Consider the following 26,423-nt stretch of genomic DNA (forward strand, 5'->3'; position numbering starts at 1 on the left):
GACCAGTACCCGCAGGGTTACGAGTCCGGTTACGAGCAGGGTTACGAGCCCGGTTTCGAGCCGGAGTACCAGCAGGGGTACGACACCCAGCAGTACGACCAGGCCCAACAGCCCCAGCCGTACGACCGGACCGAGCGGTACGACGGACACGACGGACCGGACCCCGTCGGCCCCTCAGACCCCGCGCAGGTCAGGGTCCCCACCGGAGCGGGCGGCTCGCGCCCCCTCGGTGGTGTGATCCCCGGGCCGCGCACCGAGGCGGACCCCGCCAACGAGACCGCCGGGACCAACGGGGCGGACAGCCCCGAGGTGCAGGGGCTGCCGGAGGACGTGTCCCGCGAGGACGCGTACTTCGGGGCCTACCGCAAGTTCATCAGCGAGAACAACGAGGTCCCGACGGTGCGTCAGTTCGGCCGGTACTTGAAGGATCTGTACGGCGTCACGGGCCGCAACAGCGAGACCCTGAGCGACAGTTCGCTCCGTCCGTACCTGGCCCGCTTCCAGCAGCGTTACGCCGAGGAGCTGGACGCGGAGCACATCGCGTGACCGGGCAGCGGTTCACGTAACCACACAGCACAGAGAACACGAGGGCCGCCGTCGCCGGGAAGAACCCGACGGCGGCGGCCCTCGCCCGGCGTACTCAGGCCGCGAGCAGCTTCCGTACCCGGTCGGCGCCGACGGCGAGCAGCAGCGTGGGCAGCCTCGGCCCGGTGTCGCGGCCGACCAGCAGCTGGTAGAGCAGGGCGAAGAAGGTGCGCTGGGCGACCTTCAGCTCCGGGGTGGGCTTGGCGTCCGGCTCGAAGCCGGCCTGGACCTTCGGTACGCCGTAGACGAGCGTCGTCAGACCGTCCAGTGACCAGTGCGTGTCGAGACCTTCGATCAGCAGCCGCAGCGACTCGCGGTCCTGGTCGCCGAGCGCGGCCAGGGTCTCCGTGTCCGGCTCCATGCGCACCAGGGTGCGCTGTTCGGCCGGGACCTGGGTGGTGATCCAGTTCTCGGCGCGGTCGAGCCGGGGGCGTACGTCGTCGAGCGAGGCGATCGGGTTCGCCGGGTCCAGTTCGCTGAGGATGCGCAGGGTCTGGTCCTCGGCACCGGCCGTGATGTCCGCGACGGATGCGAGGGTGCGGTACGGCAACGGGCGTGGGGTGCGCGGGAGTTCACGCTCCGCCGTGCGGGCCGCGCGGGTGTGCGCGGCGGCGTCGGCGGGGAGCGCCGAGCCGTCGGCGACCTTGGACTCCAGCTTGTCCCACTCGTCGTAGAGCCGCTGGATCTCCTGGTCGAAGGCGATCTTGAAGGACTGGTTGGGCCGCCGCCGGGCGTACAGCCAGCGCAGCAGCGGAGCCTCCATGATCTTCAGCGCGTCGGACGGGGTGGGCACGCCGCCCTTGGACGACGACATCTTGGCCATGCCGCTGATGCCGACGAACGCGTACATCGGCCCGATCGGCTGCACGCCGTCGAAGATCTCGCGGACGATCTGTCCGCCGACGACGAACGAGGAGCCGGGCGAGGAGTGGTCGACGCCGCTGGGCTCGAAGATGACGCCCTCGTAAGCCCAGCGCATCGGCCAGTCGACCTTCCAGACCAGCTTGCCGCGGTTGAACTCGCTGAGCAGAACCGTCTCGGAGTGCCCGCACGCGGTGCAGGTGTAGGAGAGCTCGGTGGTGTCGTCGTCGTACGAGGTGACCGTGGTGAGGTCCTTCTCGCACGCGCCGCAGTAGGGCTTGTAGGGGTAGTAGCCGGTGGCACCGCTGCTGCCGTCGTCCTCGTCGGCGGCGCCGGACCCCTCGGCGGCCTCGATCTCGGCCTCGTCGAGCGGCTTCTGGCCCTGCTGCTTCTGGCCCTGCTTCTTCTTGCCGTCGGCACCGCCGCCGTCGGGGCCCTGCTTCGCGGGGTCCTTCTTGGTGCGGTACCGGTCGAGGATGGCGTCGATGTCGGCGCGGTGCTTCATGGCGTGCAGGATCTGCTCGCGGTAGGTGCCCGCCAGGTACTGCTCGGTCTGGCTGATCGGGTCGTACTCCACGCCCAGCTCGGCGAGCGCCTCGACCATGGCGGCCTTGAAGTGCTCGGCCCAGTTCGGGTACGCGGACCCGGCCGGGGCGGGTACCGATGTGAGCGGCTTGCCGATGTGCTCGGCCCAGGACGCGTCGATGCCGGGGACGCCGTTCGGCACCTTGCGGTACCGGTCGTAGTCGTCCCAGGAGATGAGGTGGCGCACCTGGTACCCGCGCCGCCTGATCTCGTCGGCGACCAGGTGCGGGGTCATCACCTCGCGCAGGTTGCCCAGGTGGATCGGGCCCGAGGGGGAGAGACCGGACGCGACGACGACCACCGGTGCCCCGGCGCCGGAGTGTTTCGCGCCCTCGGCACGGCGCTCCGATTCGGCGATGACATCGTCCGCGAAACGGGAGACCCAGTCGGTCTCGGTGCTCTGAGCCACGATCGGCACGTCCTTCTTTCTCGTACGCCTTCAAACAAAGGGCGACTGCCATTCTCCCAGGTCCCTCCGGGAGAGCGAAAACGGCTTTCCAGGCCGTCGGACAGCCATGGGATACTTATGCCTGATCCCCTGTACCCCTATGGAAACGGCAGTCGGCCCCATGCCTGAGCCAGTCTCGGTCAATTCCCTCGCTTCGACGCTCCAGCAGCACCTTGCGGACGCCCTGACGGCAGCTCTGCCGGATGCCGGTGCCGCGGACCCGCTGCTGCGCCGAAGCGACCGGGCCGACTTCCAGGCCAACGGGATCCTGGCCCTGGCGAAGAAGCTGAAGGGCAATCCGCGCGAGCTGGCGGCCACGGTCACGGCGGCGCTCCCGGCCAATGACCTGATCAAGGAGATCGAGGTCTCGGGCCCCGGCTTCCTGAACATCACGCTCACCGACCGGGCGATCACCGAGACCCTCGCGGCGCGCGCGGCCGACGCCCGGCTCGGTGTGCCGTACGCCGCGCAGGCGGGCACCACGGTCATCGACTACGCCCAGCCGAACGTGGCGAAGGAGATGCACGTCGGGCATCTGCGGTCGGCCGTGATCGGTGACGCGATGGCGAAGATCATGGAGTTCGGCGGCGAGACGGTGATCCGCCGCCACCACATCGGGGACTGGGGCACCCAGTACGGGATGCTCATCCAGTACCTGATGGAGCACCCGCACGAGCTGGACCACGAGGACGGGGAGGAGGACGGCGAGGCCGCCATGTCCTCCCTCGACCGGCTGTACAAGGCCTCGCGGGCGGTCTTCGACTCCGACGAGGAGTTCAAGGCGCGCTCGCGGGACCGGGTCGTGGCCCTCCAGGCCGGGGACCCCGAGACGCGGGCGCACTGGCAGCGCTTCGTGGACGAGTCGAAGATCTACTTCTTCTCGGTCTTCAACAAGCTGGACATGGAGATCGACGACGCGGACATCGTCGGCGAGTCCGGGTACAACGACATGCTGGAGGAGACCTGCCGTCTCCTGGAGGAGTCCGGTGTCGCGGTGCGGTCCGAGGGCGCGCTCTGTGTCTTCTTCGACGATGTGAAGGGCCCGGACGGCAATCAGGTCCCGCTGATCGTGAAGAAGACGAACGGCGGCTACGGCTACGCGGCCACCGACCTGTCGGCGATCCGCAACCGGGTGCAGGACCTCAAGGCGGACGCCCTGCTGTACGTGGTGGACGTCCGGCAGTCGCTGCACTTCAAGATGGTCTTCGAGACGGCCCGCCGGGCGGGCTGGCTGGAGACCGGCAGCGGCGAGGCCAAGCCGGTGCAGCTGGCGTTCGGCACGGTACTCGGCGCGGACGGCAAGCCGTTCAAGACCCGGGCGGGCGTGTCGGTGCGGCTTGTGGACCTGCTGGACGAGGCGATCGAGCGCGCGACGGCCGTCGTGCGGGAGAAGAACAACGAGAAGGTCGGTCTCACCGAGGCCGAGATCGTCGAGAACGGCGCGCAGATCGGCATCGGCGCGGTGAAGTACGCGGACCTGTCCACGTCGGCGGCCCGCGACTACAAGTTCGACCTCGACCAGATGGTGTCGCTCAACGGCGACACCAGCGTGTACATCCAGTACGCGTACGCCCGTATCCAGTCGATCCTGCGGCTGTCGGGCGAGGCGAAGCCGGTCGCGCACCCCGAGCTCGAACTGGCACCGGCGGAGCGCGCGCTGGGGCTGCACCTGGACCAGTTCGCGGAGGTCCTCGCCGAGGTCGCCGCCGCGTACGAGCCGCACAAGCTGGCCGCGTACCTCTACCAGCTGGCCTCGCACTACACGACGTTCTACGCCGAGTGCCCGGTCCTCAAGGCCGGGACGCCTGAGCAGGTGGAGAACCGGCTCTTCCTCTGCGAGCTGACCGCCCGCACCCTGCACCGGGGTCTGGCGCTGCTCGGCATCCGGACGCCCGAGCGGCTGTAGGCAGACAGCCGGGGCCGCCCCTTCACTGGAGGGGCGGTTCCCAGGTGTCACCGCCGAGCGGGTGCACGTACCGGGGCCGCCCCTGCGCGCTGCTCGCGCGGAACGGCTTGCCGTGGTCGTCGATACGGACCGTCCCGTGCCGGCTGCCGCTGCTCCACTGGAGCTCCAGGTACCAGCTGACGTCGTGCGCCGAGGTGTGGGCCTTGATCTCCAGCACCTGCGGGTCGGTGGTGGACACCCTGTACGGGAAGTCGGTGGCCGGGACCTTACGGTCGCCCTGCACCCCGGCGGCCGGATCGGCCAGCGGGGTCCCGGTGTCCAGGTTCACATCGAATCCGGCCGGGGTGAGCCCGCCGCCGCAGCCGTCCCCCATCGCGTACGAGGCCCAGGCGAGCGGCGCGTGACGGGCCACGATCCGCACGTGGAGGGCCTGGAGCACCACCGCGTCCGCCGTCTTGCCCTGCACGGACAACTCGATCCGCGCACCGCCGCTGGAGACGCCGCCCAGCGCGTCGGCCCAGCTGGCCGCGTCCTGCTCGGCCGGGGGCGGCGGCATCTTCGCGGCCGGCCGGTCGACCAGATACGACTGGCTGCACGGGCTGTCCCAGACGTACGGCCGGACGTTCACCGTCAGCGGTACGGCGGGAACGCTGCGGCCGTCGGCGCCCAGCGCGCCACCGTCGTCCGGCGCCCGGTGGCTGCCGGTCGGGGATGGTGTGGTGGAGGCGGAGGGGCCCGGGGACCGCTCCGCACGCTTCTTCGCCGTGGCTCCGGCGGTGCCCGTGGCGCCCGCCGACGGGCCCGTGCGCGGTGCGCCGTGCGAGAGCCCTGCGGCGGCTCGGGGCTCAGGGGTGGCAGATCCCGCGTTCCCGACGGCCACCGCCACCGGGACGGCCACCGCGACGGCCACGACGGCGGCCCCGGCCAGCCAGAGGCGTTTGGCCTTGCGGGGGGTGGGGGCGGGGTCGGGAGCTGACCCGGCTTCGGGGGTGGCTTCGGGGTCGGTCGCGGGCGCGGTCTCCGGCACGGCTTCCCCTTCCGGCCCCTGTTCCTGCGCCACTTCCGCGGCCCTGGGCGCCGCCGTGTCCTTGGGCCGCCGCCGGGCCGCGTCGGCCAGCAGCCACCGCCGGTGGAGCGTGATCAGTTCGTCCGGGGTCGCCGCACACAGCCGGGCGAACCGCTCGACCGGCGCGTAGTCGGTCGGCACGGCGTCGCCGTTGCAGTACCGGTGCACCGTGGACGTACTCATATGAAGCTTCCCGGCCAGGGCGCCGTAGCTGCGCCCCGAACGGCTCTTCAGCTCACGGAGCAGTGCCGCGAATTCCTCGGTCTCGGAGCCCACGGCCACCGTTCCCCCTCGTTCCTCATCCCGGAATGCGTTCCAGGAAGGCGTTCCAGGGACGTCCCGTCTCCCCAGGTCAGAGTACGCGCAGCCGTTCCAGCGTCCCCAATGGTCCGGGAACGATTGCAGCCCGAATCAGCCACCCCACAAGCTGAGTTCGTGTTCAACCGACTCCGGCACGGATGCGGACTGAGCATGGTCGACGCATTCGCCCTGGTCGTACTGGCCCTGTCGGCGACGACGGTCGTCCTGCTCATCGGTCATCTCTGAACTTCGCGGCCGATACAGATCGCACAGATCGCACGGACCGCACACATTCACCGCCCTGCACAGACCACTGAGGAGCATCGCCATGAACATCCGCCGCACCCGCATCATCGGCGCAGCCACCACCGGCCTGATCGCCGCACTCGCCTTCACCGGTCTGTCGGCCGCCACCGCCACCGCCGCACCGGCCAAGGCGAAGACCCCCAAGATCGTGACCTGCACCCCCGGCAACACCAAGACCGTGCTCTCCCGGGTCAGCCGCCCCGTCAACCACCTGTTGATCAAAACCACCAACACCGGCAAGAGCCCCTGCTACGCCTACGGCGCCCCGCTCATCGGGTTCGACCACCCGCAGTCGACCGTCTGGATCGTGCAGAGCGAGCCGCAGGCCGTCGTCACGCTGGAGCCGGGCCAGTCGGCATACGCCGGTATCCGCACCTCCGACGCCTCCGGCGAGGGCGAAGGCGGCCACTGGTCCAAGGAGATGTCCCTCAACTTCCAGGGCCGTGACATGGCCGGTTCGGTCGGGTCCACGGCCTTCCCTGCGGTGCCCTCCAAGACGTGGGTCGACGACTCCGCCGCCGTCTCGTACTGGCAGACCACGTCGGCTGCCGCGCTCACCTGGTAGCCACCCGGCGGACAGCCGGGCACCCGGACAGACCAGTTGGCCCCACGTACCGAACCCCGTAAGGAATCTCCCATGCAGATCCGCCGTACCCGCCGCGCCCTCACCTTCCTCGCCGTCGCCGGGGTGACCGTGCTCGCCACCGCGGCCTGCGGTACGAACGGAAGCGGCGCCACCGGCTCCCCCGACGCGGGCAAGAGCGCCGGCTCTTCGGTGTCCGGCTCCCCGGCCGCCGGCTCGTCGACTGCGACCGGCACGTCCGCTTCCAAGGGCGGCAAGGCCGGTTCCTCCGCAGAGGGCGCGGAGTCCTCGGGCTCCTCGGAGGCTTCGGGGAACAACAGCGGCGGGTCAGGGCCGACCTCGGTCAAGAGCGACGCCTCGGCCGTGAAGGGCGGCAGCCACGCGGCCGATGCCACCTGCTCCACCCAGGCCATGAAGATCGCGCTGGTCTCCACGGGCGGCACCCTGCCCGCCGTCGTCCTCAGGGCCACGAACGCTTCCGGCAGCAGCTGCGACCTCTACGGCTTCCCGACCGTGGGCTACGACGGAGCGCAGGCAGCCGTCGGGGCCGACGAGCACAGCAAGCCGCAGGCAGTGGTCACCCTCGCGCCGGGCCAGTCCGGATACGCCGCCATCAGCCTTCCCAACGGCGCCCACAAGCACCGCGAGAAGGCCCTCACCGTCGGCCTGCTCGGCAGGGACATGGGCCCGATCGACGGCCAGGCCACGGTCATGGTCACCTCCGGCTCCGGAATCGCCCTGAGCGACAGCTCGACGGTCAGCTACTGGCAGTCGAACGAGGCCGCCGCGCTCCAGTGACCAACCAACCGCCCCACCGGGTCCGGGCCATCACGCCGGCGCCGGAACGCCCTGGCCCCCTTCACTGGTGGCCAGGGCGTTCCGGCGTCCGATGGCCCCCGAGTGGGGCTGGTCAGCACCTCACCCCCCGAACCACCCCGCCACATCCACCCGGAAGCCGCCGCCCGGGACCGCCCCCGGCACGAGGGCCCGCAGGTCGGACTCAAGCCCGGCGAGCCGTTCCGCGCCCAGGACCCGTGCCCACTGCGCGTACAGCTCGTCGAAGATCTGGCCCGACCGCACCAGCACCTCCACCCCGCGCGGGGTGAGCAGCACCAGCTTGCGCCGTCCGTCGGCGGGGTCGGCGGCCCGTTCGGCGTACCCCAGCTCCTCAAGGCGCTCCACGGTCTTGCCCGCCGCCTGCTTGGAGACCCCGAGCCGCCGCCCCACCTCGCTGGCCGTCGCGCCGCCCACCCCGATCGCCTGGAGTGCGAAGCCGTACGCGGGGCGCACGTCCGGGTGCCCTTCCTCGGCGAGGCGCGCGTGCAGTTGGTCGATGGCCGAGCGGAACCCGGCGAAGAGCAGCATCGGCAGCTCGTACCCGCGCCCGTCAGCCACGGTGCGGCCCCCCGTTGCAAATTTCGACAACCTGGTTTACGTTTTCGTCAATCACGTTGTCGAGTTTAGAGCGAAGGGCCAGCCATGACCATCACTGCTTCCCCCGACCACACTGCGTCTCCCGACCACACCGCCTTCCCCTCCCACACGGTCGAGTCCGCCCCCGCAGCGGCCCGCCGCGCCATGCAGGCCACCACCGACCGCCTGGGGTACCTCCCCTCCCCCGTGGCCCGGATGGCGACCTCCCCGCAGACCCTCGACGGCTTCCTGAAGCTCAGCGGGATCTTCGAGTCGACCACCCTCTCCCAGCTGGACCGCGAGGTCCTCATCCTCACGATCGCCACCCGCAACGAATGCCACGTCTGCGTGGCCATGCACACCGCGAAGCTCACCGCGATGAGCGCGGACGCCGGCCTCATCGAGGCCCTGCGCAGCCAGCAGCCGCTGGCGGACGGCAGGTTGGAGGCGCTGCGCACCTTCACCCTGGAGGTACTGGCCACCGCAGGCGCGGTCACGGCGGCGGGGCTCCAGGCGTTCCTGAGCCAGGGGTACACCAGCCAGAACGCCCTGGAGGTGGTCCTCGGCATCGGTACGTACACCCTCTCGACCTTCGCCAACCGGCTGACCGGCGCCCCGGTCGACGACCAGCTCGCGGCATTCGCCCCGCGGTGACGAAGGCAGGCTGGTGACGGAGAAAGCCCGGGCGGCATCTGAGCCCACCCGCACCACGCCATGCCTGAGCTGCACCGCACACCACGCGGTGCAGCTCAGGCATGCCGGGACTGTCCGGAACCGTTCAGTCGAACTCGCACCACACGACTTCGCCAGGGCTGCGGCCCGTCACACCCCACCGGTCCGCCAGCGCCTCCACGAGCACCAGCCCCCGCCCGGACTCGTCGGCTTGTGACCGGTCGGCCAGGGCCGCGACGCGCGGGGTGCCGTCGCCGCTGTCGTGCACTTCGACCCGCAGCAGCCCGCCCCTCTACGACCGGAGCTGCAACCGGTACCCCCGGCCGGGCGGGACGCCGTGGAGCACCGCGTTCGTGGCCAGTTCGCTCACACAGAGCAGCACCTCGTCCGCCCGCGCGGCCTAGCGATACGGGGAGTTCGACACCATGCACCCCAGAAAACGTCCGAGGAAGAACGCGTCGGCCACGCCCCTGTGGTTCAAATCGAGCTACAGCAGTGAACAGGGCGGCGACTGCCTCGAAGTCGCCGCCCGCCCCGCCGCCGTCCACGTCCGGGACTCCAAGAACACCGACGGCCCCACCCTCACCCTCACACCCGCCGCCTGGTGCTCCTTCGCCAGGTTCGCCACCAGCACCGGAACCCCCTGATCCGTCCCGCACCGGTGGCAGGATGACAGCAGGCCAACGGGAGAGGTACCGAAGACATGTCTGTGATCCACCGAACCACCGCGACCCCCACCAAGCTGGAGCTGCTGGCCGCCTGGCTGCCCCGGCAGCCCTGGTACCTCGGCGGCGCGGGCGGCAAGCCCGAGCTGGCCAACGCGGGCGGCTACCGGCTGGACGACCCGACCGGCGAGGTCGGGATCGAGTTCATGCTGGTCACCGACGCGTCCGGGGACGAGCCCGTCACCTATCAGGTGCCGTTCAGCTACCGGGGAGCGCCGCTCGAAGGAGCCGGCGACGAAGCGCTCATCGGCACCATGGAACACGGGGTGCTCGGCGAGCGCTGGGCGTACGACGGAACTCACGATCCGGTGCTCGTCGCCCAGCTGGTCGCCCTGATGGCGGGCGCGGCCGTGCCTCAGGACCAGAACGTCAGCAATACCCCGGACCCGACAGTCGAGGGGCACTTCACCGCCCCTGAGCACCCCGTGGCGACCGGGATCACGGCGGTGGCCGACGACGAGGACGGCACCGACGTGCGCGTACAGACGGCCAACACCGCAGGCCCCGGGCTGACCCTCCACATCAACCGGGTGGTCCGCCCCGGCCAGTCCGCCACCGCTCAGGACCTGGGCCGCGTCACGGGGAACCTGTCGCTCCCGGACGGCACGAAGGTACGCGCCGTGTACGCGGTCGTACGCGAGACCGGCCCGGCCGCCTAGACCGTACGCGTCCCGGCGGGCCCGCCCCCGCGGGACGCCAGTACGGGTGGACTCCACACCGCGCCGGAGTGTCGGAGTCCGACGCCTCCCGGATTCATAGCATGATCCGACCCTCACTCTGGGGTTCCGTGTCGTGGTGTGAACTGGATGGGCAGGCACGTGTCAGTGACTCGTCGGGCTGTACTCGCCGCCCTGGCGGCCGCCGGGCTGGCGGGCTGTGACGCCCGGTCAGGCCCGCCGGCAGCGTCCCTGTCGCGGCGTACCACCCCCTCCGACATCGAACCGCCCAGCCGCACCCCGCTCGCCGGCCGCAGGACCGGACCCGAACCGGCGGCGCCCGCGATGACACGTGCGGCGGTGGTCGCCCGGTACGGTTCGGCGCGCCCGACCAGCTGGGGCTTCGACGCGCCGGGCGTCCTGACCGCACTGCCCCCGTCCCCGCCTCCCTCCGCCTCCCCGTCGCGGCGGGCCATCGCGCTGACCTTCGACGCGTGCGGAGGCCCCGGGGGCAGCGGTTACGACAAGGACCTGATCGGCTTCCTCAGATCGAGGAAGGTACCGGCGACCCTGTTCATCAACTCCCGCTGGATCGACGCCCATCCGGCGGTCTTCCGCGACCTCGCAGTCGATCCGCTCTTCGAGATCGCCAACCACGGAACCCGGCACCGCCCGCTGTCGGTCTCGGGCCGTTCCGCGTACGGCATTCCAGGAACGCGCGACGCGGGCGAGGTCTTCGACGAGGTCGCGGGCAACCACCGCGACCTCACCCGGCTGCTCGGCAGCGCGCCCCGCTACTTCCGGTCCGGGACGGCGTACTACGACGACGTCGCGGCCCGCATCGTGGGCGCCGTCGGAGAACGCCCGGTGAGTTTCACGGTCAACGGCGACGGCGGCGCGACCTTCACCCCCGAGCAGGTCCACACCACCGTGGTGGCCGCCCGGCCCGGCTCGATCGTGATCGGCCACATGAACCAGCCGACGGGCGGCACAGCCGAGGGGATCGCCACCGCGGTCCCCCAACTCCTCGCATCAGGCCATCACTTCGTCCGGCTCTCCGACACCACCGGACCGTCGGCTCCCCTCACCCGGCCAGGACGGCGAGGCTGAGCCGCCGTAGACGGGCGGGATCGGCGATCACCTCGTACGCCGCGATCCTGTCCTCCTCGATGGTGAAGGTGAGCGCGAACAGCAGCTGACCGTGCGGAGCAACCACGACACCCACCGCTCCGTCGACCAGGGCCAGTTCGGCGGCCTGCGACCTGCGGGCGAAGTGCACGGTGCCCTCCGCTACGACCCGGACGCCACGGACCTCGGCGGCCATGCCCGGCGCCAGCGCGGCGGGGTCGCAGCGGCGCACCACGTCGGGGGCCAGCACCGCGAGGATGCCGGTGAGGTCACCGGCCCGCGCGGCCGACAGGAACGCGGAGACGACCTTCCGGTGGCGGGCGAGTTCCTCCGCCGGGATCACCGGGGTGCCCTGCACCTTGTGGCGAGCGCGGCTTGCCAGCTTCTTGGTGGTGGCGGGTGTGCGCTCCACGATGGGGGCGATCCGGTCGAAGGGCACGGCGAACATGTCGTGCAGCACGAAGGCGATGCGTTCGGCGGGTTCAAGGGTGTCCAGCACCACGAGCAGCGCACGGCTCACCGAGTCGGCCAGCACGGCCTCCTCCTCCGGCCGGCTCCCCCGGGCGGGCCCGGAAACCTGGTCGAGCACCTCGCGCTCGGTGAGTTCCTCCCGCCGTGACGTACGCGAACGCAGCATGTCGAGGCAGATGCGGGTCACCACCGTCCGCAGCCAGCCCGCCAGGTTGTCGACACTGCCGGCATCGGTTCGGCCCAGACGCAGCCACGTCTCCTGTACGGCGTCCTCCGCCTCGCCCCACGAGCCCAGCATCCGGTAGGCAATGGCCTGGAGCCGGCCGCGCTGCGCCTCGAAACGTTCCGCCAGACCGTCGTGCTCGATCACTGGTCACCTCTCCTCGTCCTGGACCGTCAGCTCTATGACGAACACAAGCCCGGTGAAGTGACAGGAGAACCGAAAATGCCGTCCTTGCTGCATCTGGATTCCAGCGCCAACCGTTCCAGTGACTCGGTCAGCAGGCAGCTGACCACGCTGTTCGCGGAGACCTGGCGGGCCCGGCACGGCTCCGCCGGGTACCGGTACCGGGATCTGGCCGCCGACCCGGTGCCACCGCTGGACACCGCCTACTGCACGCTGGGGCGGCGGCTTGAGCAGAACGGTCTTCCCTCCCTGGCCGACGTCGGCGCATGGATCCGCGATCCGGCGGAGGAGCGGGAGTGGGCACTGACCCGCCCACTGATCACCGAGCTGCTGGCGGCCGACACCGTGCTGATCGGTGCCCCGATGTACAACTACTCGGTGTCCGCCCTGCTGAAGGCCTGGATCGACCGGGTCGGGTTCCCCGGTGTGTTCACCGACCCGGTCACCGGGGGCAACCTGCTGCGCGACGCCAGGGTGGTGGTGATCACCACTCGGGGCGGCGCCTACGGCCCAGGCACTCCGCGGGAAGCATGGGACTTCCAGACGGCCTACCTGCGGACGTACTTCGCCGAGCAGGGGATGCCCGAGGAGAACATAAGGTTCGTCAGCGCCGAGATGACCATGGCCGGACTTGTCCCGCACCTGGCCCCGTACCGCCCGCTGGCGGCGGACTCACTGGCAGCGGCACGAGCAGCGGTGACCGCGCTGGCCACCGCCGCCCCTGCGGACTCGGACTTCCCTCAGCACGCACCCGGCCAGGCAGTACAGGAAATACCCGGGCCGGATCAGAGGCGGTGAATAGACGGGCCACGTTCGCCGTGGCCCGTTCGTTTCCCCCGCGACTGCTCAGAGCCGCCCTGCGACCTCCGTAGCCCAGTACGTGAGAATCATGTTCGCGCCCGCCCGCTTGATGCCGGTCAGGCTCTCCAGGATCGCCTTGTCCCGGTCGATCCAGCCCTTCTCCGCGGCCGCCTCGATCATCGAGTACTCACCACTGATCTGGTACGCGGCCACCGGCACGGACACCGAATCCGCGACCTTCGCCAGGATGTCCAGGTACGGTCCGGCCGGCTTGACCATGACCATGTCGGCGCCCTCGGCGAGGTCCAGCTCCAGTTCGCGCAGGGACTCCCGGGCGTTCGCCGGGTCCTGCTGGTACGTCTTGCGGTCGCCCCGCAGCGAGGAGCCGACGGCCTCACGGAACGGGCCGTAGAAGGCGGACGAGTACTTCACCGCGTAGGCGAGGATCGACACGTCCTCCTTGTCGATCGTGTCCAGCGCGTCCCGGATCACGCCGACCTGGCCGTCCATCATGCCGCTGGGAGCCACCACATGGGCGCCCGCATCGGCCTGGACCTGCGCCATCTCGGCGTACCGCTCAAGCGTCGCGTCGTTGTCCACCCGGCCCGACTCGTCCAGGACCCCGCAGTGACCGTGGTCGGTGGTCTCGTCGAGGCAGAGGTCGGACATGATCACCAGGTCGTCGCCGACCTCGGAGCGCACATCACGCAGAGCCACCTGGAGGATGCCCTCCGGGTCCGTGCCCGCCGTGCCGACGGCGTCCTTCTTGTGGTCCTCGGGGACACCGAAGAGCATGATCCCGGCGACACCCGCGGAGACGGCGTCGACGGCCGCCTTCCGCAGGGTGTCGCGGGTGTGCTGGACAACGCCCGGCATCGCCGTGATCGGCACCGGCTCCCCGATCCCCTCCCGCACGAAGGCGGGCAGGATCAGATCGGACGGGTGGAGCCGCGTCTCGGCCACCATGCGGCGCATCGCCGGAGTGGTGCGCAGCCGCCGCGGACGGGCGCCGGGGAAAGATCCGTACACAGTCATCCTCAGTTACCTCTTCGAACTCTTCGGTTCTTCGGCTGCGGTTCTTCGGCTGCGGTTCTTCCGGCCGCGGATCCAGCCCGCCGCTCGCCCGGGTGCGCGTCGGCGCGGCCCGTCAGGTGGTGCGCCGCCTGCGGCCGCCAGGACGGCGTTCGCTGGGACGGGTGACCGCCTCGCCCGCCTCCCTGGCCGCCTCGCGGCGCTGCGCGCCGAACTCGGCGAGCGCCTCCGCGAGTCTGAGCACCGAGGGCTCCGGCGAGAGTACGTCCACCCGCAGCCCGTGCTCCTCGGCCGTCTTGGCCGTGGCAGGACCGATACAGGCGATGACCGTCACGTTGTGCGGCTTGCCCGCGATCCCCACGAGGTTACGGACCGTGCTCGAAGAGGTGAAGAGGACCGCGTCGAAACCGCCGCCCTTGATCGCCTCACGGGTGTCGGCCGGCGGCGGCGACGCGCGCACCGTGCGGTACGCGGTGACGTCGTCGACCTCCCAGCCCAGCTCGATGAGCCCGGCCACCAGGGTCTCGGTGGCGATGTCGGCGCGCGGCAGGAAGACCCGGTCGATCGGGTCGAAGACCGGGTCGTACGGCGGCCAGTCCTCAAGCAGACCGGCGGCCGACTGCTCACCGCTCGGTACGAGGTCGGGCTTGACGCCGAACTCGACCAGCGAGGCCGCGGTCTGCTCGCCCACGGCGGCGACCTTGATCCCCGCGAAGGCACGGGCGTCGAGACCGTACTCCTCGAACTTCTCCCGGACCGCCTTGACGGCGTTCACGCTGGTGAAGGCGATCCACTCATAGCGTCCTGTGACCAGGCCCTTGACCGCACGCTCCATCTGCTGCGGGGTGCGCGGCGGTTCTACGGCGATGGTGGGGACCTCGTGCGGCACGGCGCCGTACGAACGAAGCTGGTCGGAGAGCGAGGCCGCCTGCTCCTTCGTACGCGGAACGAGCACCCGCCACCCGAAGAGCGGCTTCGACTCGAACCACGACAACTGGTCGCGCCGGGCGGCCGAGCTGCGCTCGCCGACCACGGCTATGACCGGCTGGTGCCCGTCCGGCGACGGGAGCACCTTGGCCTGCTTGAGCACCTGGGCGACCGTGCCGAGCGTCGCGGACCAGGTGCGCTGGCGGGTGGTGGTGCCGGCGACGGTGACGGACATCGGGGTGTCGGGCTTGCGGCCCGCCGCGACCAGTTCACCGGCGGCGGCGCCGACCGTGTCGAGCGTCGTGGAGACGACCGCGGTCGCGTCACTCGCGCCGACCTCGCTCCAGCAGCGGTCGGACGCCGTACGGGCGTCGATGAAGCGGACGTCGGTGCCCTGCGCGTCCCGCAGCGGCACACCGGCGTACGCGGAGACGCCCACCGCCGTCGAGACACCGGGGACGACCTCGAACGGGATGCCCGCGGATGCGCAGGCGAGCATCTCCTCGCCGGAGTTCCCGTCGAGTCCGGGGTCGCCGGTGACAGCACGGACGACCCGCCTGCCACCCCGTGCGGCCTCCATGACAAGATTGCCCGCATCTCGGATGGCCGGGATCCCGGCGGCTGTTGACGCTTCGTCAACAACCGTCAGCTGAGGCGTGCTTACGGTCGCTCTCGCATGGCTGCGTACGACGTCGAGCACGTGCGGCTCGGCGATCAGTACGTCCGCACTCGCGAGCGCTTCGACAGCGCGCAGTGTGAGAAGTCCCGGATCCCCGGGTCCGGCACCGAGGAAGGTGACGTGCCCATGCGCGGGAAGGGCGGCTGGCAGGTTCGACGAGGTGGGGTTCATCGTGCTCGCTCCCCCATAAGACCGGCCGCACCCTTGGCCAGCATCTCGGACGCGAGTTCGCGTCCGAGCGCCTCGTTGCCTTCGTGCGACGTGGGTACGGGACCGGTGGTGGACAGCTGCACCAGCGAGGAGCCGTCGGTCGAGCCGACGACGCCGCGCAGGCGCATCTCGGTGACAGCCTGCCCGTCGGCCAGGACGTCGGCCAGTGCGCCAACAGGCGCACTGCAACCGGCCTCCAAGGCGGCGAGCAGGGATCGCTCGGCGGTGACGGCGGCCCGGGTGTACGGGTCGTCGAGCTCCGCGAGCTGGGCGGCGAGATCAGCGCGGGATGCCGCGCACTCGACCGCCAGGGCCCCCTGGCCGGGGGCGGGCAAGATGATGTCGACCGGCAGGTACTCGGTCACTTCGCCGGCCCTGCCGACACGGTGGAGCCCGGCCGCGGCGAGAACCACCGCGTCCAGCTCCCCGCTGCGGACGAATCCGATGCGGGTGTCGATGTTGCCGCGGATCGGCACGGTCTCGATGCGCATCCCGTGGTTGCGGGCGTACGCGTTGAGCTGCGCCATCCGGCGCGGTGAGCCGGTGCCCACCCGGGCACCGTCCGGCAGCTGCTCGAAGGTCAGCCCGTCCCGCGCGACCAGCACGTCCCTGGGGTCCTCACGGACCGGGATCGCGGCCAGCACCAGATCGTCCGGCTCGGCGGTCGGCAGATCCTTCAGCGAGTGCACGGCGAAGTCGACCTCGCCGCTCAGCAGCGCATCGCGCAGGGCGGTGACGAAGACACCGGTCCCGCCGATCTGCGCGAGGTGCTCACGGGAGGTGTCCCCGTACGTGGTGATCTCGACGAGTTCCACGGGGCGACCGGTGATCTGCCGCACCGCCTCGGCGATTTGTCCTGACTGCGCCATGGCGAGCTTGCTGCGCCTGGTCCCCAGCCTCAAGGCATCGGTCATGCCCGCCCTCGGTTCTTGACGTCTGTGTTGCTCAGGTCGGTCAGATCGGCCCTGCTGACGGCCGCGACCGTCAGCGGGTCGAGGTCGAAGAGTTCCCGCAGCGCGTCCGCGTACCCGGCGCCGCCGGGCTCGCTCGCGAGCTGCTTGACCCGCACGGTGGGCGCGTGCAGGAGCTTGTCGACGACACGGCGCACGGTCTGCGAGATCTCGGCGCGCTCCTTGTCGTCCAGGTCGGGAAGGCGTCCGTCGAGCCGCGCGATCTCACCGGCGACGACGCCGGCGGCCATGGTGCGCAGGGCGACAACGGTCGGAGTGATATGCGCGGCCCGCTGGGCCGCGCCGAACGCCGCGACCTCGTCGGCGACGATCGTCCGTACGGCGTCGACATCGGCGGCCATCGGGGCGTCGGCGGACGCGTCGGCCAGCGACTCGATGTCGACCAGGCGCGCACCGCTGATGCGGTGGACCCCCGCGTCGATGTCGCGCGGCATGGCCAGGTCGAGCAGGGCGAGCCGCGGCGGGGCGGCTCCGTCGGCGGCGATACGGCGCACGGGACGGGGGGCGGCGGTTCCCGCGGTACCGGCCCAGGCGCCGTGCTGCTCCAGCGCGTCCACCGCGCGGGCGGCCGCGGTGGCCGCCGTGGCGTCGGCGGGCACATCGGAGAACGCGTCGGAAACCGCGTCGGCGGCCGTCCCGGCAGCCGGTTCCACGGTCGGCTCGGCGTCCGCTTCGGCAGCCGGTACGGCAGGGGTGAACTCCTCACCGAGCGCCCGGGCAACGGACTCCGCGGTCAGTACGAGGCCGGTCGCCCCCGTACAGGAGACGACGAGGTCGGCGCGGGCCAGCTCCCCGTCGACGGCGTCCATGGGCACGACCGCGGCGGTCACCCCGGCGCCGCCGAGGATCTCCGCGAGCCGCTCCGCACGCGCCTGCGTCCGGTTGGCGACGATGATCTCCCCGGCGCCCGCCCGGGCCAGCGTCGCGGCAGCCAGCGAGGACATGGAACCCGCGCCGATCACCAGGGCGCGCTTGCCCCGGGCCCAGCCGGCCACATCCGCGCCACCGGCGAGCTGTTCCAGGCCGAAGGTGACGACCGACTGCCCGGCCCGGTCGATCCCGGTCTCGCTGTGCGCGCGCTTGCCGACCCGCAGGGCCTGCTGGAACAGATCGTTCAACAGCCGCCCGGCGGTGTGCAGTTCCTGGCCGAGCGCGAGAGCGTCCTTGATCTGGCCGAGGATCTGGCCCTCGCCCACGACCATGGAGTCGAGTCCGCACGCCACCGAGAAGAGGTGGTGGACGGCCCGGTCCTCGTAGTGCACATAGAGATAGGGAGTGAGCTCTTCGAGCCCGACGCCGCAGTGCTGCGCGAGCAGCGTGGACAGCTCGGCGACGCCCGCGTGGAACTTGTCCACGTCGGCGTACAGCTCGATGCGGTTGCAGGTGGCGAGCGTCGCGGCCTCGGCGGCCGGCTCGGCGGCCAGCGTGTCCTGCAACAGCTTGGCCTGCGCATCAGCGGAGAGCGCCGCACGCTCCAGCACACTGACGGGCGCGCTGCGGTGGCTTACTCCGACGACCAGAAGACTCATGCCGGCATCACGGCGGGCATTTCCCCGTCGGGTCCCTTCCGGTCGGTGCGGGCTGCGCGGGCGTTCACCGTGTGCGCGGCGGCGGCCGCACTGGCCGCGTGCGCGGCGCCCCGTACCGGGGGCGCCTCGGTGTCGGGGTCGGCGAGCGCCCCCTCACCGGCCTTCCGCTGCTCGTGGAAGGCCAGGATCTGCAGCTCGATGGAGAGGTCCACCTTGCGTACGTCGACGCCTTCCGGCACCGAGAGCACGGTGGGGGCGAAGTTCAGGATCGAGGTGACACCGGCGGCGACGAGCCGCTCACAGACCGGCTGCGCCGCACCCGCGGGGGTGGCGATGACGCCGATCGAGACGCCGTTGTCCGAGATGATCTTTTCGAGGTCGTCACTGTGCTGGACGGGGATCCCGGCCACCGGCTTTCCGGCCATGGCGGGGTCGGCGTCGATCAGCGCGGCGACCCGGAATCCACGCGAGGCGAAACCGCCGTAGTTGGCGAGCGCGGCGCCGAGGTTACCGATACCGACGATGACGACCGGCCAGTCCTGGGTGAGACCCAGCTCACGCGAAATCTGGTATACGAGATACTCGACGTCGTAACCGACGCCCCTGGTCCCGTACGAACCCAGGTAGGAGAAGTCCTTGCGCAGCTTCGCGGAGTTGACCCCCGCGGCGGCTGCCAGCTCCTCGGACGAGACCGTGGGTACGGAGCGCTCCGACAGCCCGGTGAGGGCGCGGAGGTACAACGGAAGTCGGGCGACGGTGGCCTCGGGGATTCCTCGGCTACGGGTCGCCGGTCGGTGAGTTCGGCCAGTTGCCACGGTGCTCCTGCGGGATGAGCGAGGCTGCAGGCGGCCACATCCAGCAGGACCGCCCCGTCGAATGCAGGCTATGTCTTTGTGAACGCGTGCACAAAGATAGTGTCCGTTTTGTCCGTGCAAAGTGACCGGGGTCACGCACTTCGGCAACACATTGACGGAACCACTGACCGGTCCGATGCGTTGAGATCCCAAAGGGGACAAACCCGCACACACTCCTCACGCCTACGCCCCCGAGACCGCTCAAATCGCCCACGATGGTAGCTGTCTTTTTCCACGGGAGGCCCCGCGCGGACCGGTCACCCCGCCCCGGCCCGCCGTCCGTCCTCCCCCTCAGGAACGTCAGGAACCTCAGGAACGCAGCGCGCGGCGGAGGCGGTCGGGGTCGACCCGCCAGAAGGTGTGCTGGTCCCCGTCGATGAGTACGACCGGAATCTGCTCCCAGTACGCCTCATTGAGCGCGGAGTCCCGGGTGATGTCCTTCTCCTCCCACGCCGCGCCGACCTCTTCGCACACCGCGGACACCACGACGCGCGCGTCATCACAGAGATGACACCCGGGCTTCCCGACCAGAGTGACGACCCGCTCGGCGGGATTTCCTTCACCGGCACCGTGGCCGGAACTGCGGCGGAAGAGAGGACTCATACCTCCATTCTCCGCCGCCGGCGCGGACACGTTCCGCATCGGCTCCTCCGGGCGGACCGGCCGCCACGCGGGCCCACCCGCGCCAACGCGGAGCCATCCGTACACCAGAGTTCACTCCGCCGCATTCCGTCAGGTGAGGAACGCTTCACCGAACTGGCTATGCTCGCACCATGGCCGCACTGGGATGGCTCACCCCTCGTAAGCGCTCGGCAACAGCACGCAGCGTGCTGGCAGGCGAGGCCGCAGCCGAAGCAGCCCGGAAGTCCTCGCAGGAGCCTGTACCGGCCCCGGTCGGCACCGCCGAAGAGGCCGCCCGGGAGCCCGAGTTCCCCGTCGCGGGCGACAGCCTGGCCGCAGCCTTCTTCGATCTCGACAACACCGTGATGCAGGGCGCGGCGATCTTCCACTTCGGCCGCGGCCTCTACAAGCGGAAGTTCTTCCAGCGCCGCGAGCTGGCCAGGTTCGCCTGGCAGCAGGCCTGGTTCCGGCTGGCCGGTGTCGAGGACCCCGACCATATGCAGGACGCCCGGGAGAGCGCCCTGTCCATCGTCAAGGGCCACCGCGTGTCCGAGCTGATGTCCATCGGCGAGGAGATCTACGACGAGTACATGGCCGACCGCATCTGGCCGGGCACCCGCGCCCTCGCCCAGGCCCACCTGGACGCCGGCCAGCGGGTCTGGCTGGTCACGGCCGCCCCCGTGGAGACCGCGACGATCATCGCCCGGCGCCTCGGCCTGACCGGAGCGCTCGGCACCGTGGCGGAGTCGATGGACGGCGTCTACACCGGCCGCCTCGTCGGCGAGCCGCTGCACGGCCCGGCGAAGGCCGAGGCCGTACGGGCGCTCGCCGCCGCCGAGAATCTCGACCTGGCCCGCTGCGCCGCGTACAGCGACTCGCACAACGACATCCCGATGCTCTCGCTCGTCGGCCACCCGTACGCGATCAACCCCGACGCCAAGCTGGCCCGTTACGCCCGCGAGCGCGAGTGGCGGCTGCGCGACTACCGGACCGGCCGCAAGGCGGCCAGGGTCGGCATCCCGGCCGCGGCCGGGGTCGGCGCACTCGCGGGCGGCACCGCCGCCGCGGTCGCCCTGCACCGCCGCCGCCACTGAGCGGTACGGCACCGGCCCGCGGGCAGATCACCGGCTCGCGCCCCGGCCATCAGCACGTCAGCCACCGCTGACCGGAACGTCAACAGCTCCGCGCCACCGCGCCGCTCCGGGGAACGCGGGCGAATCGAACTTCTTACCCTCCTGCGCCCGCCGCCAGTCCCGTTGCGGCCACTCGCGCACAAGTGACCCCCCAATCAAGCGGATCGTGAGGCTATCCGATCAATAAACGGTCACGAAGTGCTACTTGATCCGACGCGTAGACGAAACAGAAGCGACGTAATCGATGATTTGAGCAACTGGGTGTAGCACTGCCTGTACGAAGCGTTATTCTCCTCAGACGCATACCGGACCTCACTCGCCATCACGTCGAGTGAATCATCCAGCACTGCACGTGATGGAAGCTCTGCCTCTGGGAGTCCCGTGTACCCACACGTCGGGGTTGACGCCTCGGGCCTGGCTACGCTGCGCACAACGGTCCTTGACCAGCTGCGCGGCATTGTCCCCACCGCGTACGCCGTCCCCGCATTTGCCACAGCCGCGCCCGCCGGCCCCTGCTACGCCCTCGCCGAGGGCGGTGCGGCGGTCAGCAGACGCAGCCGTGGCGGCACCGGCACGTCCACCGCCCGTCGGCCTGCGGCCGACAGCGACAGCGCACGCATGATGGACCTCGTCGAACGAGCTCAGGCCGGCGAGGCCGACGCCTTCGGGCGGCTCTACGACCAGTACAGCGACACGGTCTACCGCTATATCTACTACCGCGTCGGCGGGAAGGCGACGGCGGAGGATCTCACCAGTGAGACCTTCCTGCGCGCTCTGCGCCGTATCTCCACTTTCACCTGGCAGGGGCGCGACTTCGGCGCCTGGCTGGTCACGATCGCCCGGAACCTGGTCGCCGACCACTTCAAGTCGAGCCGTTTCCGGCTCGAAGTGACCACGGGCGAAATGCTCGACGCCAACGAGGTCGAGCGCAGTCCGGAGGACTCCGTCCTGGAGTCCCTCTCCAACGCCGCCCTGCTCGAAGCCGTACGGAAGCTCAACCCACAGCAGCAGGAGTGCGTGACCCTGCGCTTCCTGCAAGGGCTCTCGGTGGCCGAGACGGCACGGGCGATGGGCAAGAACGAGGGCGCCATCAAGACGCTCCAGTACCGGGCCGTACGCACACTGGCCCGGCTCCTCCCCGATGACGCACGCTGATCACGACTCGCCACCAGTGCACAACTCACCGTCAGTCATGGCCTCATGACACTGCGGTCCGATCATCCTTCGTCCGTAACCCAAGTGCTGTGCGGCTCGTTGAGTGGGATGCAGGCTCCCTGTGGTCAAGCCACGCCCGCAGGTTCTCACCCGATCGAGTGGAAGCACTCAAGGTGGGCAACCTTCCGGACCCCGAGGGGAGTCGATCGTCATGACGAGAGGAGGTGCCGCCAGTGATCGGACAAGTTTCGGCACACCGGCGGGCGAACGCCTTCGCCCAGGCCCTGGAGGAGCAGACACTCCAGGGCTCGGCGGCCGACCAGCCCGAAGCTCCCACCGACCCGAGCGCACAAGGGCAGTTGCTGGCCCTGGTGACCGGGCTCGAAGAGCTACCGAGACCGCAGCTGGATCCTGAGGTCAAAGTGGTGCAGCGAGCCCAGCTCGTCGCCGCCATGGAGACGATGCTCGCGGGGGGAGGTGTGTCCGAGGGCCCTCAGGTGCCCGAACAGCGGACCGGCCGAGGCGCCCACCGGGCGTCCACGCTCCGGAAATTGCGCCCCCGCTCCCGCTGGTCGAAGGGCCTCGCTGCGGGCGGACTCACCGTCGGCGTCGCGGCCGGAGCCTTCAGCGGCGTCGCGGCTGCCAGCTCCGACGCCCTCCCCGGTGATTCGCTGTACGGGCTGAAGCGCGGCATGGAAGATCTCAAGCTGGGAATGGCGAACGACGATGCCGCCCGCGGCCAGATCTACCTCGACCAGGCTTCCACCCGTCTCCAGGAGGCACGCCGCCTCATGGAGCGCGACCGGGCGGGCCGGCTCGACCACGAGCAACTGGGCGAAGTGAGACGCGCACTGAACGGCATGAACCACGACGCCGGAGAAGGACACCGGCTGCTGCACGAGGCGTACGCGAGGGACGGGGCACTCGGCCCGATCCAGACGCTCTCCTCGTTCTCCCGCTCGCACCGGGAGGCCTGGAGCAAGCTCCGGGGCCGGCTGCCCGTCCAGCTCCACGACGTGGGAAACCAGGTGAACTCGGTCTTCGACGCCATAGACCAGGAGGTCGGTCCGCTCCAGTCGCAGCTGCCGCGCACCCCCGGCATCCCCGCCGCCCGTACCCCCGGGCACCCGGGCACCTCAAGGCCGGGCACACCCGGGACCGACCGTTCCGGACCCGGCTCGGCCGCCCCCGGCCACAGCGGCACGGGCAACGCCCGGCCGGAGCCCTCCGGCTCCGAGAGCGGCAGGGCCGACCAGGGCCTGATCGGCGGCAGCACGGGCGGCCTCCTCGACCCGCCGAAGAGCAGCAGCGGTTCGTCCTCGTCCGAAGGCACGGGCAAGTCCGGCGACGGCACCAAGCCCGCACCGGACGTCACCCTCCCACCGCTGCTCCCCGGCCTGCTCCCCGGCCTGGGCATCAACGGCGAGGACGCACAGCAGGACTGAGAGACAGCAGCAGTACCCGCACACGAAGGTGCCGGGCCCGGCAGATCACGGGCCCGGCACCTTCGTATCAGCAGACATCAGCAGACCAGCACGCTCAGAAGAAGACCGACCGCCGCTGCACCAGAAGCTTGTACAGCGTGTGCTGGATCTGCTCCCGCACCTGATCGGTCAGGTTGAACATCAGCATCGGGTCCTCAGCGGCCTCCTGGGGGAACCCGTCCGTCGGGATCGGCTCGCCGAACTGGATGGTCCACTTCGTCGGCAGCGGCACCAGCCCCAGCGGCCCCAGCCACGGGAAGGTCGGCGTGACCGGGAAGTACGGGAAGCCCAGCAGCCGCGCCACCGTCTTCGCGTTGCCGAGCATCGGGTAGATCTCCTCAGCCCCGACGATCGAGCACGGCACGATCGGCACCCCGGCCCGCAGCGCGGTCGACACGAAGCCGCCCCGGCCGAACCGCTGGAGCTTGTACCGGTCGGAGAACGGCTTCCCGAGCCCCTTGAACCCCTCGGGCATCACCCCGACGACCTCCCCGCGCTGGAGCAGCCGCTCCGCGTCCTCCGCGCACGCCAGCGTGTGCCCGGCCTTCCTGGCCAGCTCGTTGACAACCGGCAGCATGAAGACCAGATCCGCGGCGAGCAGCCGCAGATGGCGCTCGGCCGGGTGGTGGTCGTGGACGGCGACCTGGAGCATCAGCCCGTCGAGCGGCAGCGTCCCGGAGTGATTGGCGACGACGAGCGCCCCGCCGTCCGACGGGATGTTCTCGACGCCCTTCACCTCGACGCGGAAGTACTTCTCGTACAGCGGCCGCACCGCCGACATCAGCACCTGGTCGGTGAGCTCCCTGTCGTACCCGAACTCGTCGACGTCGTACTCACCGGTGATCCGCCGCCGCAGAAAGGCCAGCCCGCCGGCGATCCGCCGGTCCCAGTCGGTACCCTCCACGCGGTCCGCCTGGTCCCCCGCCGGGTGTGACGACAGCTCAGCCTCCCCGGCCGGGCCGGCCGGCCCGGCCCCCTCGGGCCCGGTCTGCTGCTCCGGTACGGGCGCGAGCGGCCCCGTGGCAGCCCTGCCGCTTGTCCCGGGCCGCTTGGCGGTCTTGCCACTCCTGTTCCGCCTGGCTCTCGGCTCGTCGCCGAAGGGGATGACCTTGGCATCGGCCATGTCAGATGCGCTCCTTGCTGACGGAGTGGGCGGGGATCACGGGCCGGGCGGCGGGTCCGGCAGGTCCGACGGATTCGGCGAAGGCAGCGACCCGGTCGACCGCCCGCCCCAGCGCCCGGGGCGGCAGCAGACCGTCCCCCCGGCTGAGCGCGAAGTCCTCGAAGGTCTCAGCCGTCGAGTACCTCGGTACGAAGCCCAGGGTCTCGCGCATCTGGGCCGTACTGACGACCCGGCCATGGGTGAGCAGCCGGATCTGCTCCGGCGAGAAGTCGGTGATACCGACGGTCCGCAGCGCGGAGCCGACCCAGTTCACGGCGGGCAGCAGCACCGGCACCGTCGGCCGGCCGAGCCGCCGTGAGCACTGCGAGAGCAGCAGCACACCGTCGCCCGCGATGTTGAAGGTGCCGCTGTTGAGCGTCCCGCGCGGCGGTTCGCCGAGCGCCAGGCGGAGTACGTCGATGACGTCGTCCTCGTGGACGAACTGGAGCCGCGGGTCGTAGCCGAACACCGTCGGCAGCACCGGCAGCGACAAGTACTCGGCGAGCGGGTACTCCGTGCTCGGCCCCAGAATGTTCGCGAAGCGCAGGACGCAGACCGCCACATCGGGCCTGCGCCGGGCGAAGCCCCGTACATAGCCCTCGACCTCGACCGCATCCTTCGCGAAGCCGCCGCTGGGCAGCGACTTGGGGGGCGTCGTCTCGGTGAAGACGGCCGGGTCGCGCGGCGCCGACCCGTACACATTGGTACTGGACTTGACCACCAGGCGCTGGACGGTCGGCGACTTCTGGCAGGCACCGAGCAGCTGCATGGTGCCGATGACGTTGGTCTCCTTGACCGTCGTCCGGCCGCCGGTGCCCAGCGGGGTGCCCGTGACATCCATGTGTACGACGGTGTCGACGTCGTACTCGGCGAGTACCCGGGCGATGGCGGGCTGGCGGATGTCGGCCCGTACGAAGACGGCGTCGCCCAGTCCGTGTGCCGGCTCCACGATGTCCACCGCGATCACCCGGTCCACCTCGGCGTCCCGCAGTATGCGGCGCACGAGCCGGCCTCCGAGCTGCCGGGCCACTCCGGTGACGAGCACGACCTTGCCCAAGATCAGCGCCTTCCCATTCGGACTCCCGTACGGGCCACGGTAGCGGCTCGATATCGCGCTGTACTGGTGATGCGCTGTGTGAAGTCATCGGAAATCTACCCGCAGGAACGCGCAGAGGCCCTCCCACCATGCTGGCGGGAGGGCCTCAGAACCACGTACAGCTGCCGCTTACTTCTTGTTGCGACGCTGAACGCGGGTGCGCTTGAGCAGCTTGCGGTGCTTCTTCTTAGCCATCCGCTTGCGCCGCTTCTTGATAACAGAGCCCACGACTACCCTCGCTCACTTCTCTTCACTCGGTGCGGGGCGTCTGGGCCCACACGACCTACGTCGGCCTAGCCTACCTGCCGCCGAGTGAGGGACGTAATCCGAGGGGAACCCTCAGACTCGACCGGACTCCGCTAGGCGGTCTGGACCCCCACAAAGGACTCGCGAAGGTACGCGTGCACTGCTTGCTCCGGGACCCGGAAGGACCTGCCCACCCGGATCGCCGGCAGATGACCGCTGTGCACCAGCCGGTACACGGTCATCTTGGACACTCGCATCACCGAGGCGACTTCCGCCACGGTCAGGAACCTGACCTCGTTGAGAGGCCTCTCACTCCCAGCAGCCATGACCCACCTGAACCTTCCGCACCCGACGGGGCACCGGCTTCCCCTTCCGGTGGCTCTTCGTCGTGGCGCGCTCACGCACCAGACTA

General features: G+C 70.5%; 25 protein-coding genes and 1 pseudogene. 11 read left to right on the plus strand and 15 right to left on the minus strand.

The window, feature by feature from the left end:
* Window positions 1–640: 640 nt before the first annotated feature.
* Entirely contained in the window at window positions 641–2,449 is a 1,809-nt protein-coding gene (gene lysS, locus OG452_RS14525; RefSeq protein ID WP_327296019.1) for a lysine--tRNA ligase, read from the minus strand.
* A gap of 151 nt (window positions 2,450–2,600) precedes the next feature.
* On the opposite strand from lysS, the gene argS reads away from it, so the two are divergent.
* On the plus strand, window positions 2,601–4,385 hold the full coding sequence (argS, locus tag OG452_RS14530) for an arginine--tRNA ligase (RefSeq protein WP_327296020.1): 1,785 nt from the start codon (window positions 2,601–2,603) through the stop codon (window positions 4,383–4,385).
* Window positions 4,386–4,407: 22 nt separating this feature from the next.
* Here the strand turns inward: argS and OG452_RS14535 are convergent, their stop codons facing one another.
* Window positions 4,408–5,727, minus strand: a complete 1,320-nt coding sequence (locus tag OG452_RS14535) for a helix-turn-helix domain-containing protein (RefSeq protein WP_327296021.1) — start codon at window positions 5,725–5,727, stop codon at window positions 4,408–4,410.
* Between the two features lie 352 nt (window positions 5,728–6,079).
* Here OG452_RS14535 and OG452_RS14540 point away from each other — a divergent pair, with 352 nt between their 5' ends.
* Together OG452_RS14540 and OG452_RS14545 are read left to right on the plus strand one after the other, a co-directional pair.
* On the plus strand, window positions 6,080–6,622 hold the full coding sequence (locus tag OG452_RS14540) for a DUF4232 domain-containing protein (RefSeq protein WP_327296022.1): 543 nt from the start codon (window positions 6,080–6,082) through the stop codon (window positions 6,620–6,622).
* A gap of 72 nt (window positions 6,623–6,694) precedes the next feature.
* The gene (locus tag OG452_RS14545) at window positions 6,695–7,438 is read left to right on the plus strand and encodes a DUF4232 domain-containing protein (RefSeq protein WP_327296023.1); all 744 of its coding nucleotides are present in this window, start codon (window positions 6,695–6,697) and stop codon (window positions 7,436–7,438) included.
* Window positions 7,439–7,558: 120 nt separating this feature from the next.
* Here the strand turns inward: OG452_RS14545 and OG452_RS14550 are convergent, their stop codons facing one another.
* Window positions 7,559–8,005 (minus strand): MarR family winged helix-turn-helix transcriptional regulator, encoded by a 447-nt coding sequence (locus OG452_RS14550; protein WP_327299633.1) that lies wholly within the window; start codon window positions 8,003–8,005, stop codon window positions 7,559–7,561.
* 114 nt (window positions 8,006–8,119) lie between these two features.
* On the opposite strand from OG452_RS14550, the gene OG452_RS14555 reads away from it, so the two are divergent.
* Window positions 8,120–8,707 carry a carboxymuconolactone decarboxylase family protein gene (locus tag OG452_RS14555; protein ID WP_327296024.1) on the plus strand — a complete coding sequence of 196 codons (588 nt, stop codon included), beginning with the start codon at window positions 8,120–8,122 and terminating at the stop codon, window positions 8,705–8,707.
* A 124-nt stretch (window positions 8,708–8,831) separates the two neighbouring features.
* Here OG452_RS14555 and OG452_RS14560 read toward each other — a convergent pair.
* Window positions 8,832–9,119, minus strand: a pseudogene (locus OG452_RS14560) (ATP-binding protein); the annotation flags it as partial.
* A gap of 31 nt (window positions 9,120–9,150) precedes the next feature.
* On the opposite strand from OG452_RS14560, the gene OG452_RS14565 reads away from it, so the two are divergent.
* From OG452_RS14565 to OG452_RS14575, 3 genes are all read left to right on the plus strand, one after another.
* Window positions 9,151–9,372: a DUF397 domain-containing protein gene (locus tag OG452_RS14565; protein ID WP_327296025.1), complete on the plus strand. Its 222-nt coding sequence runs from the start codon at window positions 9,151–9,153 to the stop codon at window positions 9,370–9,372.
* A gap of 56 nt (window positions 9,373–9,428) precedes the next feature.
* Entirely contained in the window at window positions 9,429–10,109 is a 681-nt protein-coding gene (locus OG452_RS14570; RefSeq protein WP_327296026.1) for a maltokinase N-terminal cap-like domain-containing protein, read from the plus strand.
* A 159-nt stretch (window positions 10,110–10,268) separates the two neighbouring features.
* Complete coding sequence (locus OG452_RS14575; protein WP_327296027.1) at window positions 10,269–11,216, plus strand: polysaccharide deacetylase family protein; 948 nt, start codon at window positions 10,269–10,271, stop codon at window positions 11,214–11,216.
* Here OG452_RS14575 and OG452_RS14580 read toward each other — a convergent pair.
* Window positions 11,191–12,075, minus strand: a complete 885-nt coding sequence (locus OG452_RS14580) for a sigma-70 family RNA polymerase sigma factor (protein ID WP_327296028.1) — start codon at window positions 12,073–12,075, stop codon at window positions 11,191–11,193. The two genes, OG452_RS14575 and OG452_RS14580, sit on opposite strands and share 26 nt — an antisense overlap.
* 75 nt (window positions 12,076–12,150) lie before the next feature.
* Between OG452_RS14580 and OG452_RS14585 the strand changes: the two genes are divergently transcribed.
* Complete coding sequence (locus OG452_RS14585; protein WP_327296029.1) at window positions 12,151–12,909, plus strand: FMN-dependent NADH-azoreductase; 759 nt, start codon at window positions 12,151–12,153, stop codon at window positions 12,907–12,909.
* A gap of 48 nt (window positions 12,910–12,957) precedes the next feature.
* On the opposite strand, the gene hemB is transcribed toward OG452_RS14585, so the two are convergent.
* The 6 genes from hemB to OG452_RS14615 form a co-directional block, all read right to left on the minus strand.
* Window positions 12,958–13,947, minus strand: a complete 990-nt coding sequence (gene hemB / locus OG452_RS14590; RefSeq protein ID WP_327296030.1) for a porphobilinogen synthase — start codon at window positions 13,945–13,947, stop codon at window positions 12,958–12,960.
* Window positions 13,948–14,059: 112 nt separating this feature from the next.
* On the minus strand, window positions 14,060–15,721 hold the full coding sequence (locus OG452_RS14595) for a bifunctional uroporphyrinogen-III C-methyltransferase/uroporphyrinogen-III synthase (protein ID WP_327296031.1): 1,662 nt from the start codon (window positions 15,719–15,721) through the stop codon (window positions 14,060–14,062).
* On the minus strand, window positions 15,718–16,674 hold the full coding sequence (gene hemC, locus OG452_RS14600) for a hydroxymethylbilane synthase (RefSeq protein WP_327296032.1): 957 nt from the start codon (window positions 16,672–16,674) through the stop codon (window positions 15,718–15,720). Before hemC ends, OG452_RS14595 begins: the two co-directional genes overlap by 4 nt.
* Window positions 16,671–18,260 (minus strand): glutamyl-tRNA reductase, encoded by a 1,590-nt coding sequence (locus OG452_RS14605; RefSeq protein ID WP_327296033.1) that lies wholly within the window; start codon window positions 18,258–18,260, stop codon window positions 16,671–16,673. The genes hemC and OG452_RS14605 overlap by 4 nt, the downstream gene beginning before the upstream one ends.
* Window positions 18,257–19,075, minus strand: coding sequence for a redox-sensing transcriptional repressor Rex (locus OG452_RS14610; protein WP_327296034.1), 819 nt, complete (start codon window positions 19,073–19,075; stop codon window positions 18,257–18,259). The genes OG452_RS14605 and OG452_RS14610 overlap by 4 nt, the downstream gene beginning before the upstream one ends.
* A gap of 348 nt (window positions 19,076–19,423) precedes the next feature.
* Window positions 19,424–19,717: a glutaredoxin family protein gene (locus tag OG452_RS14615; RefSeq protein WP_327296035.1), complete on the minus strand. Its 294-nt coding sequence runs from the start codon at window positions 19,715–19,717 to the stop codon at window positions 19,424–19,426.
* A 170-nt stretch (window positions 19,718–19,887) separates the two neighbouring features.
* Between OG452_RS14615 and OG452_RS14620 the strand changes: the two genes are divergently transcribed.
* The 3 genes from OG452_RS14620 to OG452_RS14630 all read left to right on the plus strand — a co-directional run bounded on the left by OG452_RS14620 (window position 19,888) and on the right by OG452_RS14630 (window position 23,468).
* Window positions 19,888–20,829, plus strand: a complete 942-nt coding sequence (locus OG452_RS14620) for an HAD family hydrolase (RefSeq protein WP_327296036.1) — start codon at window positions 19,888–19,890, stop codon at window positions 20,827–20,829.
* A 420-nt stretch (window positions 20,830–21,249) separates the two neighbouring features.
* On the plus strand, window positions 21,250–22,023 hold the full coding sequence (locus tag OG452_RS14625; RefSeq protein WP_327296037.1) for an ECF subfamily RNA polymerase sigma factor, BldN family: 774 nt from the start codon (window positions 21,250–21,252) through the stop codon (window positions 22,021–22,023).
* Window positions 22,024–22,256: 233 nt separating this feature from the next.
* Complete coding sequence (locus OG452_RS14630; protein WP_327296038.1) at window positions 22,257–23,468, plus strand: DUF5667 domain-containing protein; 1,212 nt, start codon at window positions 22,257–22,259, stop codon at window positions 23,466–23,468.
* A gap of 94 nt (window positions 23,469–23,562) precedes the next feature.
* Here OG452_RS14630 and OG452_RS14635 read toward each other — a convergent pair whose 3' ends face one another.
* The 4 genes from OG452_RS14635 to OG452_RS14650 form a co-directional block, all read right to left on the minus strand.
* A complete protein-coding gene (locus OG452_RS14635; protein WP_327296039.1) occupies window positions 23,563–24,630 on the minus strand; it encodes a lysophospholipid acyltransferase family protein in 1,068 nt (355 codons plus the stop codon).
* A gap of 1 nt (window position 24,631) precedes the next feature.
* Window positions 24,632–25,726, minus strand: coding sequence for an NAD-dependent epimerase/dehydratase family protein (locus tag OG452_RS14640; protein ID WP_327296040.1), 1,095 nt, complete (start codon window positions 25,724–25,726; stop codon window positions 24,632–24,634).
* 168 nt (window positions 25,727–25,894) lie between these two features.
* Window positions 25,895–25,993 (minus strand): 30S ribosomal protein bS22, encoded by a 99-nt coding sequence (locus OG452_RS14645; RefSeq protein ID WP_003948845.1) that lies wholly within the window; start codon window positions 25,991–25,993, stop codon window positions 25,895–25,897.
* A gap of 131 nt (window positions 25,994–26,124) precedes the next feature.
* Window positions 26,125–26,337 carry a helix-turn-helix domain-containing protein gene (locus tag OG452_RS14650; RefSeq protein WP_164266407.1) on the minus strand — a complete coding sequence of 71 codons (213 nt, stop codon included), beginning with the start codon at window positions 26,335–26,337 and terminating at the stop codon, window positions 26,125–26,127.
* Window positions 26,338–26,423: the final 86 nt, after the last annotated feature.

Source organism: Streptomyces sp. NBC_01197, from assembly GCF_036010505.1.
GTDB lineage: Bacteria > Actinomycetota > Actinomycetes > Streptomycetales > Streptomycetaceae > Streptomyces.

What these genes read in the sequence shown, in the direction of transcription:
- argS (WP_327296020.1), top strand. Translation starts at nt 2,601, where the DNA reads ATGCCTGAGCCAGTCTCGGTCAATTCCCTCGCTTCGACGCTCCAGCAG.
- OG452_RS14540 (WP_327296022.1), top strand. Translation starts at nt 6,080, where the DNA reads ATGAACATCCGCCGCACCCGCATCATCGGCGCAGCCACCACCGGCCTG.
- OG452_RS14545 (WP_327296023.1), top strand. Translation starts at nt 6,695, where the DNA reads ATGCAGATCCGCCGTACCCGCCGCGCCCTCACCTTCCTCGCCGTCGCC.
- OG452_RS14550 (WP_327299633.1), bottom strand. Translation starts at nt 8,005, where the DNA reads ATGCTGCTCTTCGCCGGGTTCCGCTCGGCCATCGACCAACTGCACGCG.
- OG452_RS14555 (WP_327296024.1), top strand. Translation starts at nt 8,120, where the DNA reads ATGACCATCACTGCTTCCCCCGACCACACTGCGTCTCCCGACCACACC.
- OG452_RS14565 (WP_327296025.1), top strand. Translation starts at nt 9,151, where the DNA reads ATGCACCCCAGAAAACGTCCGAGGAAGAACGCGTCGGCCACGCCCCTG.
- OG452_RS14570 (WP_327296026.1), top strand. Translation starts at nt 9,429, where the DNA reads ATGTCTGTGATCCACCGAACCACCGCGACCCCCACCAAGCTGGAGCTG.
- OG452_RS14585 (WP_327296029.1), top strand. Translation starts at nt 12,151, where the DNA reads ATGCCGTCCTTGCTGCATCTGGATTCCAGCGCCAACCGTTCCAGTGAC.
- hemB (WP_327296030.1), bottom strand. Translation starts at nt 13,947, where the DNA reads ATGACTGTGTACGGATCTTTCCCCGGCGCCCGTCCGCGGCGGCTGCGC.
- OG452_RS14595 (WP_327296031.1), bottom strand. Translation starts at nt 15,721, where the DNA reads ATGAACCCCACCTCGTCGAACCTGCCAGCCGCCCTTCCCGCGCATGGG.
- hemC (WP_327296032.1), bottom strand. Translation starts at nt 16,674, where the DNA reads ATGACCGATGCCTTGAGGCTGGGGACCAGGCGCAGCAAGCTCGCCATG.
- OG452_RS14605 (WP_327296033.1), bottom strand. Translation starts at nt 18,260, where the DNA reads ATGAGTCTTCTGGTCGTCGGAGTAAGCCACCGCAGCGCGCCCGTCAGT.
- OG452_RS14615 (WP_327296035.1), bottom strand. Translation starts at nt 19,717, where the DNA reads ATGAGTCCTCTCTTCCGCCGCAGTTCCGGCCACGGTGCCGGTGAAGGA.
- OG452_RS14620 (WP_327296036.1), top strand. Translation starts at nt 19,888, where the DNA reads ATGGCCGCACTGGGATGGCTCACCCCTCGTAAGCGCTCGGCAACAGCA.
- OG452_RS14635 (WP_327296039.1), bottom strand. Translation starts at nt 24,630, where the DNA reads ATGGCCGATGCCAAGGTCATCCCCTTCGGCGACGAGCCGAGAGCCAGG.
- OG452_RS14650 (WP_164266407.1), bottom strand. Translation starts at nt 26,337, where the DNA reads ATGGCTGCTGGGAGTGAGAGGCCTCTCAACGAGGTCAGGTTCCTGACC.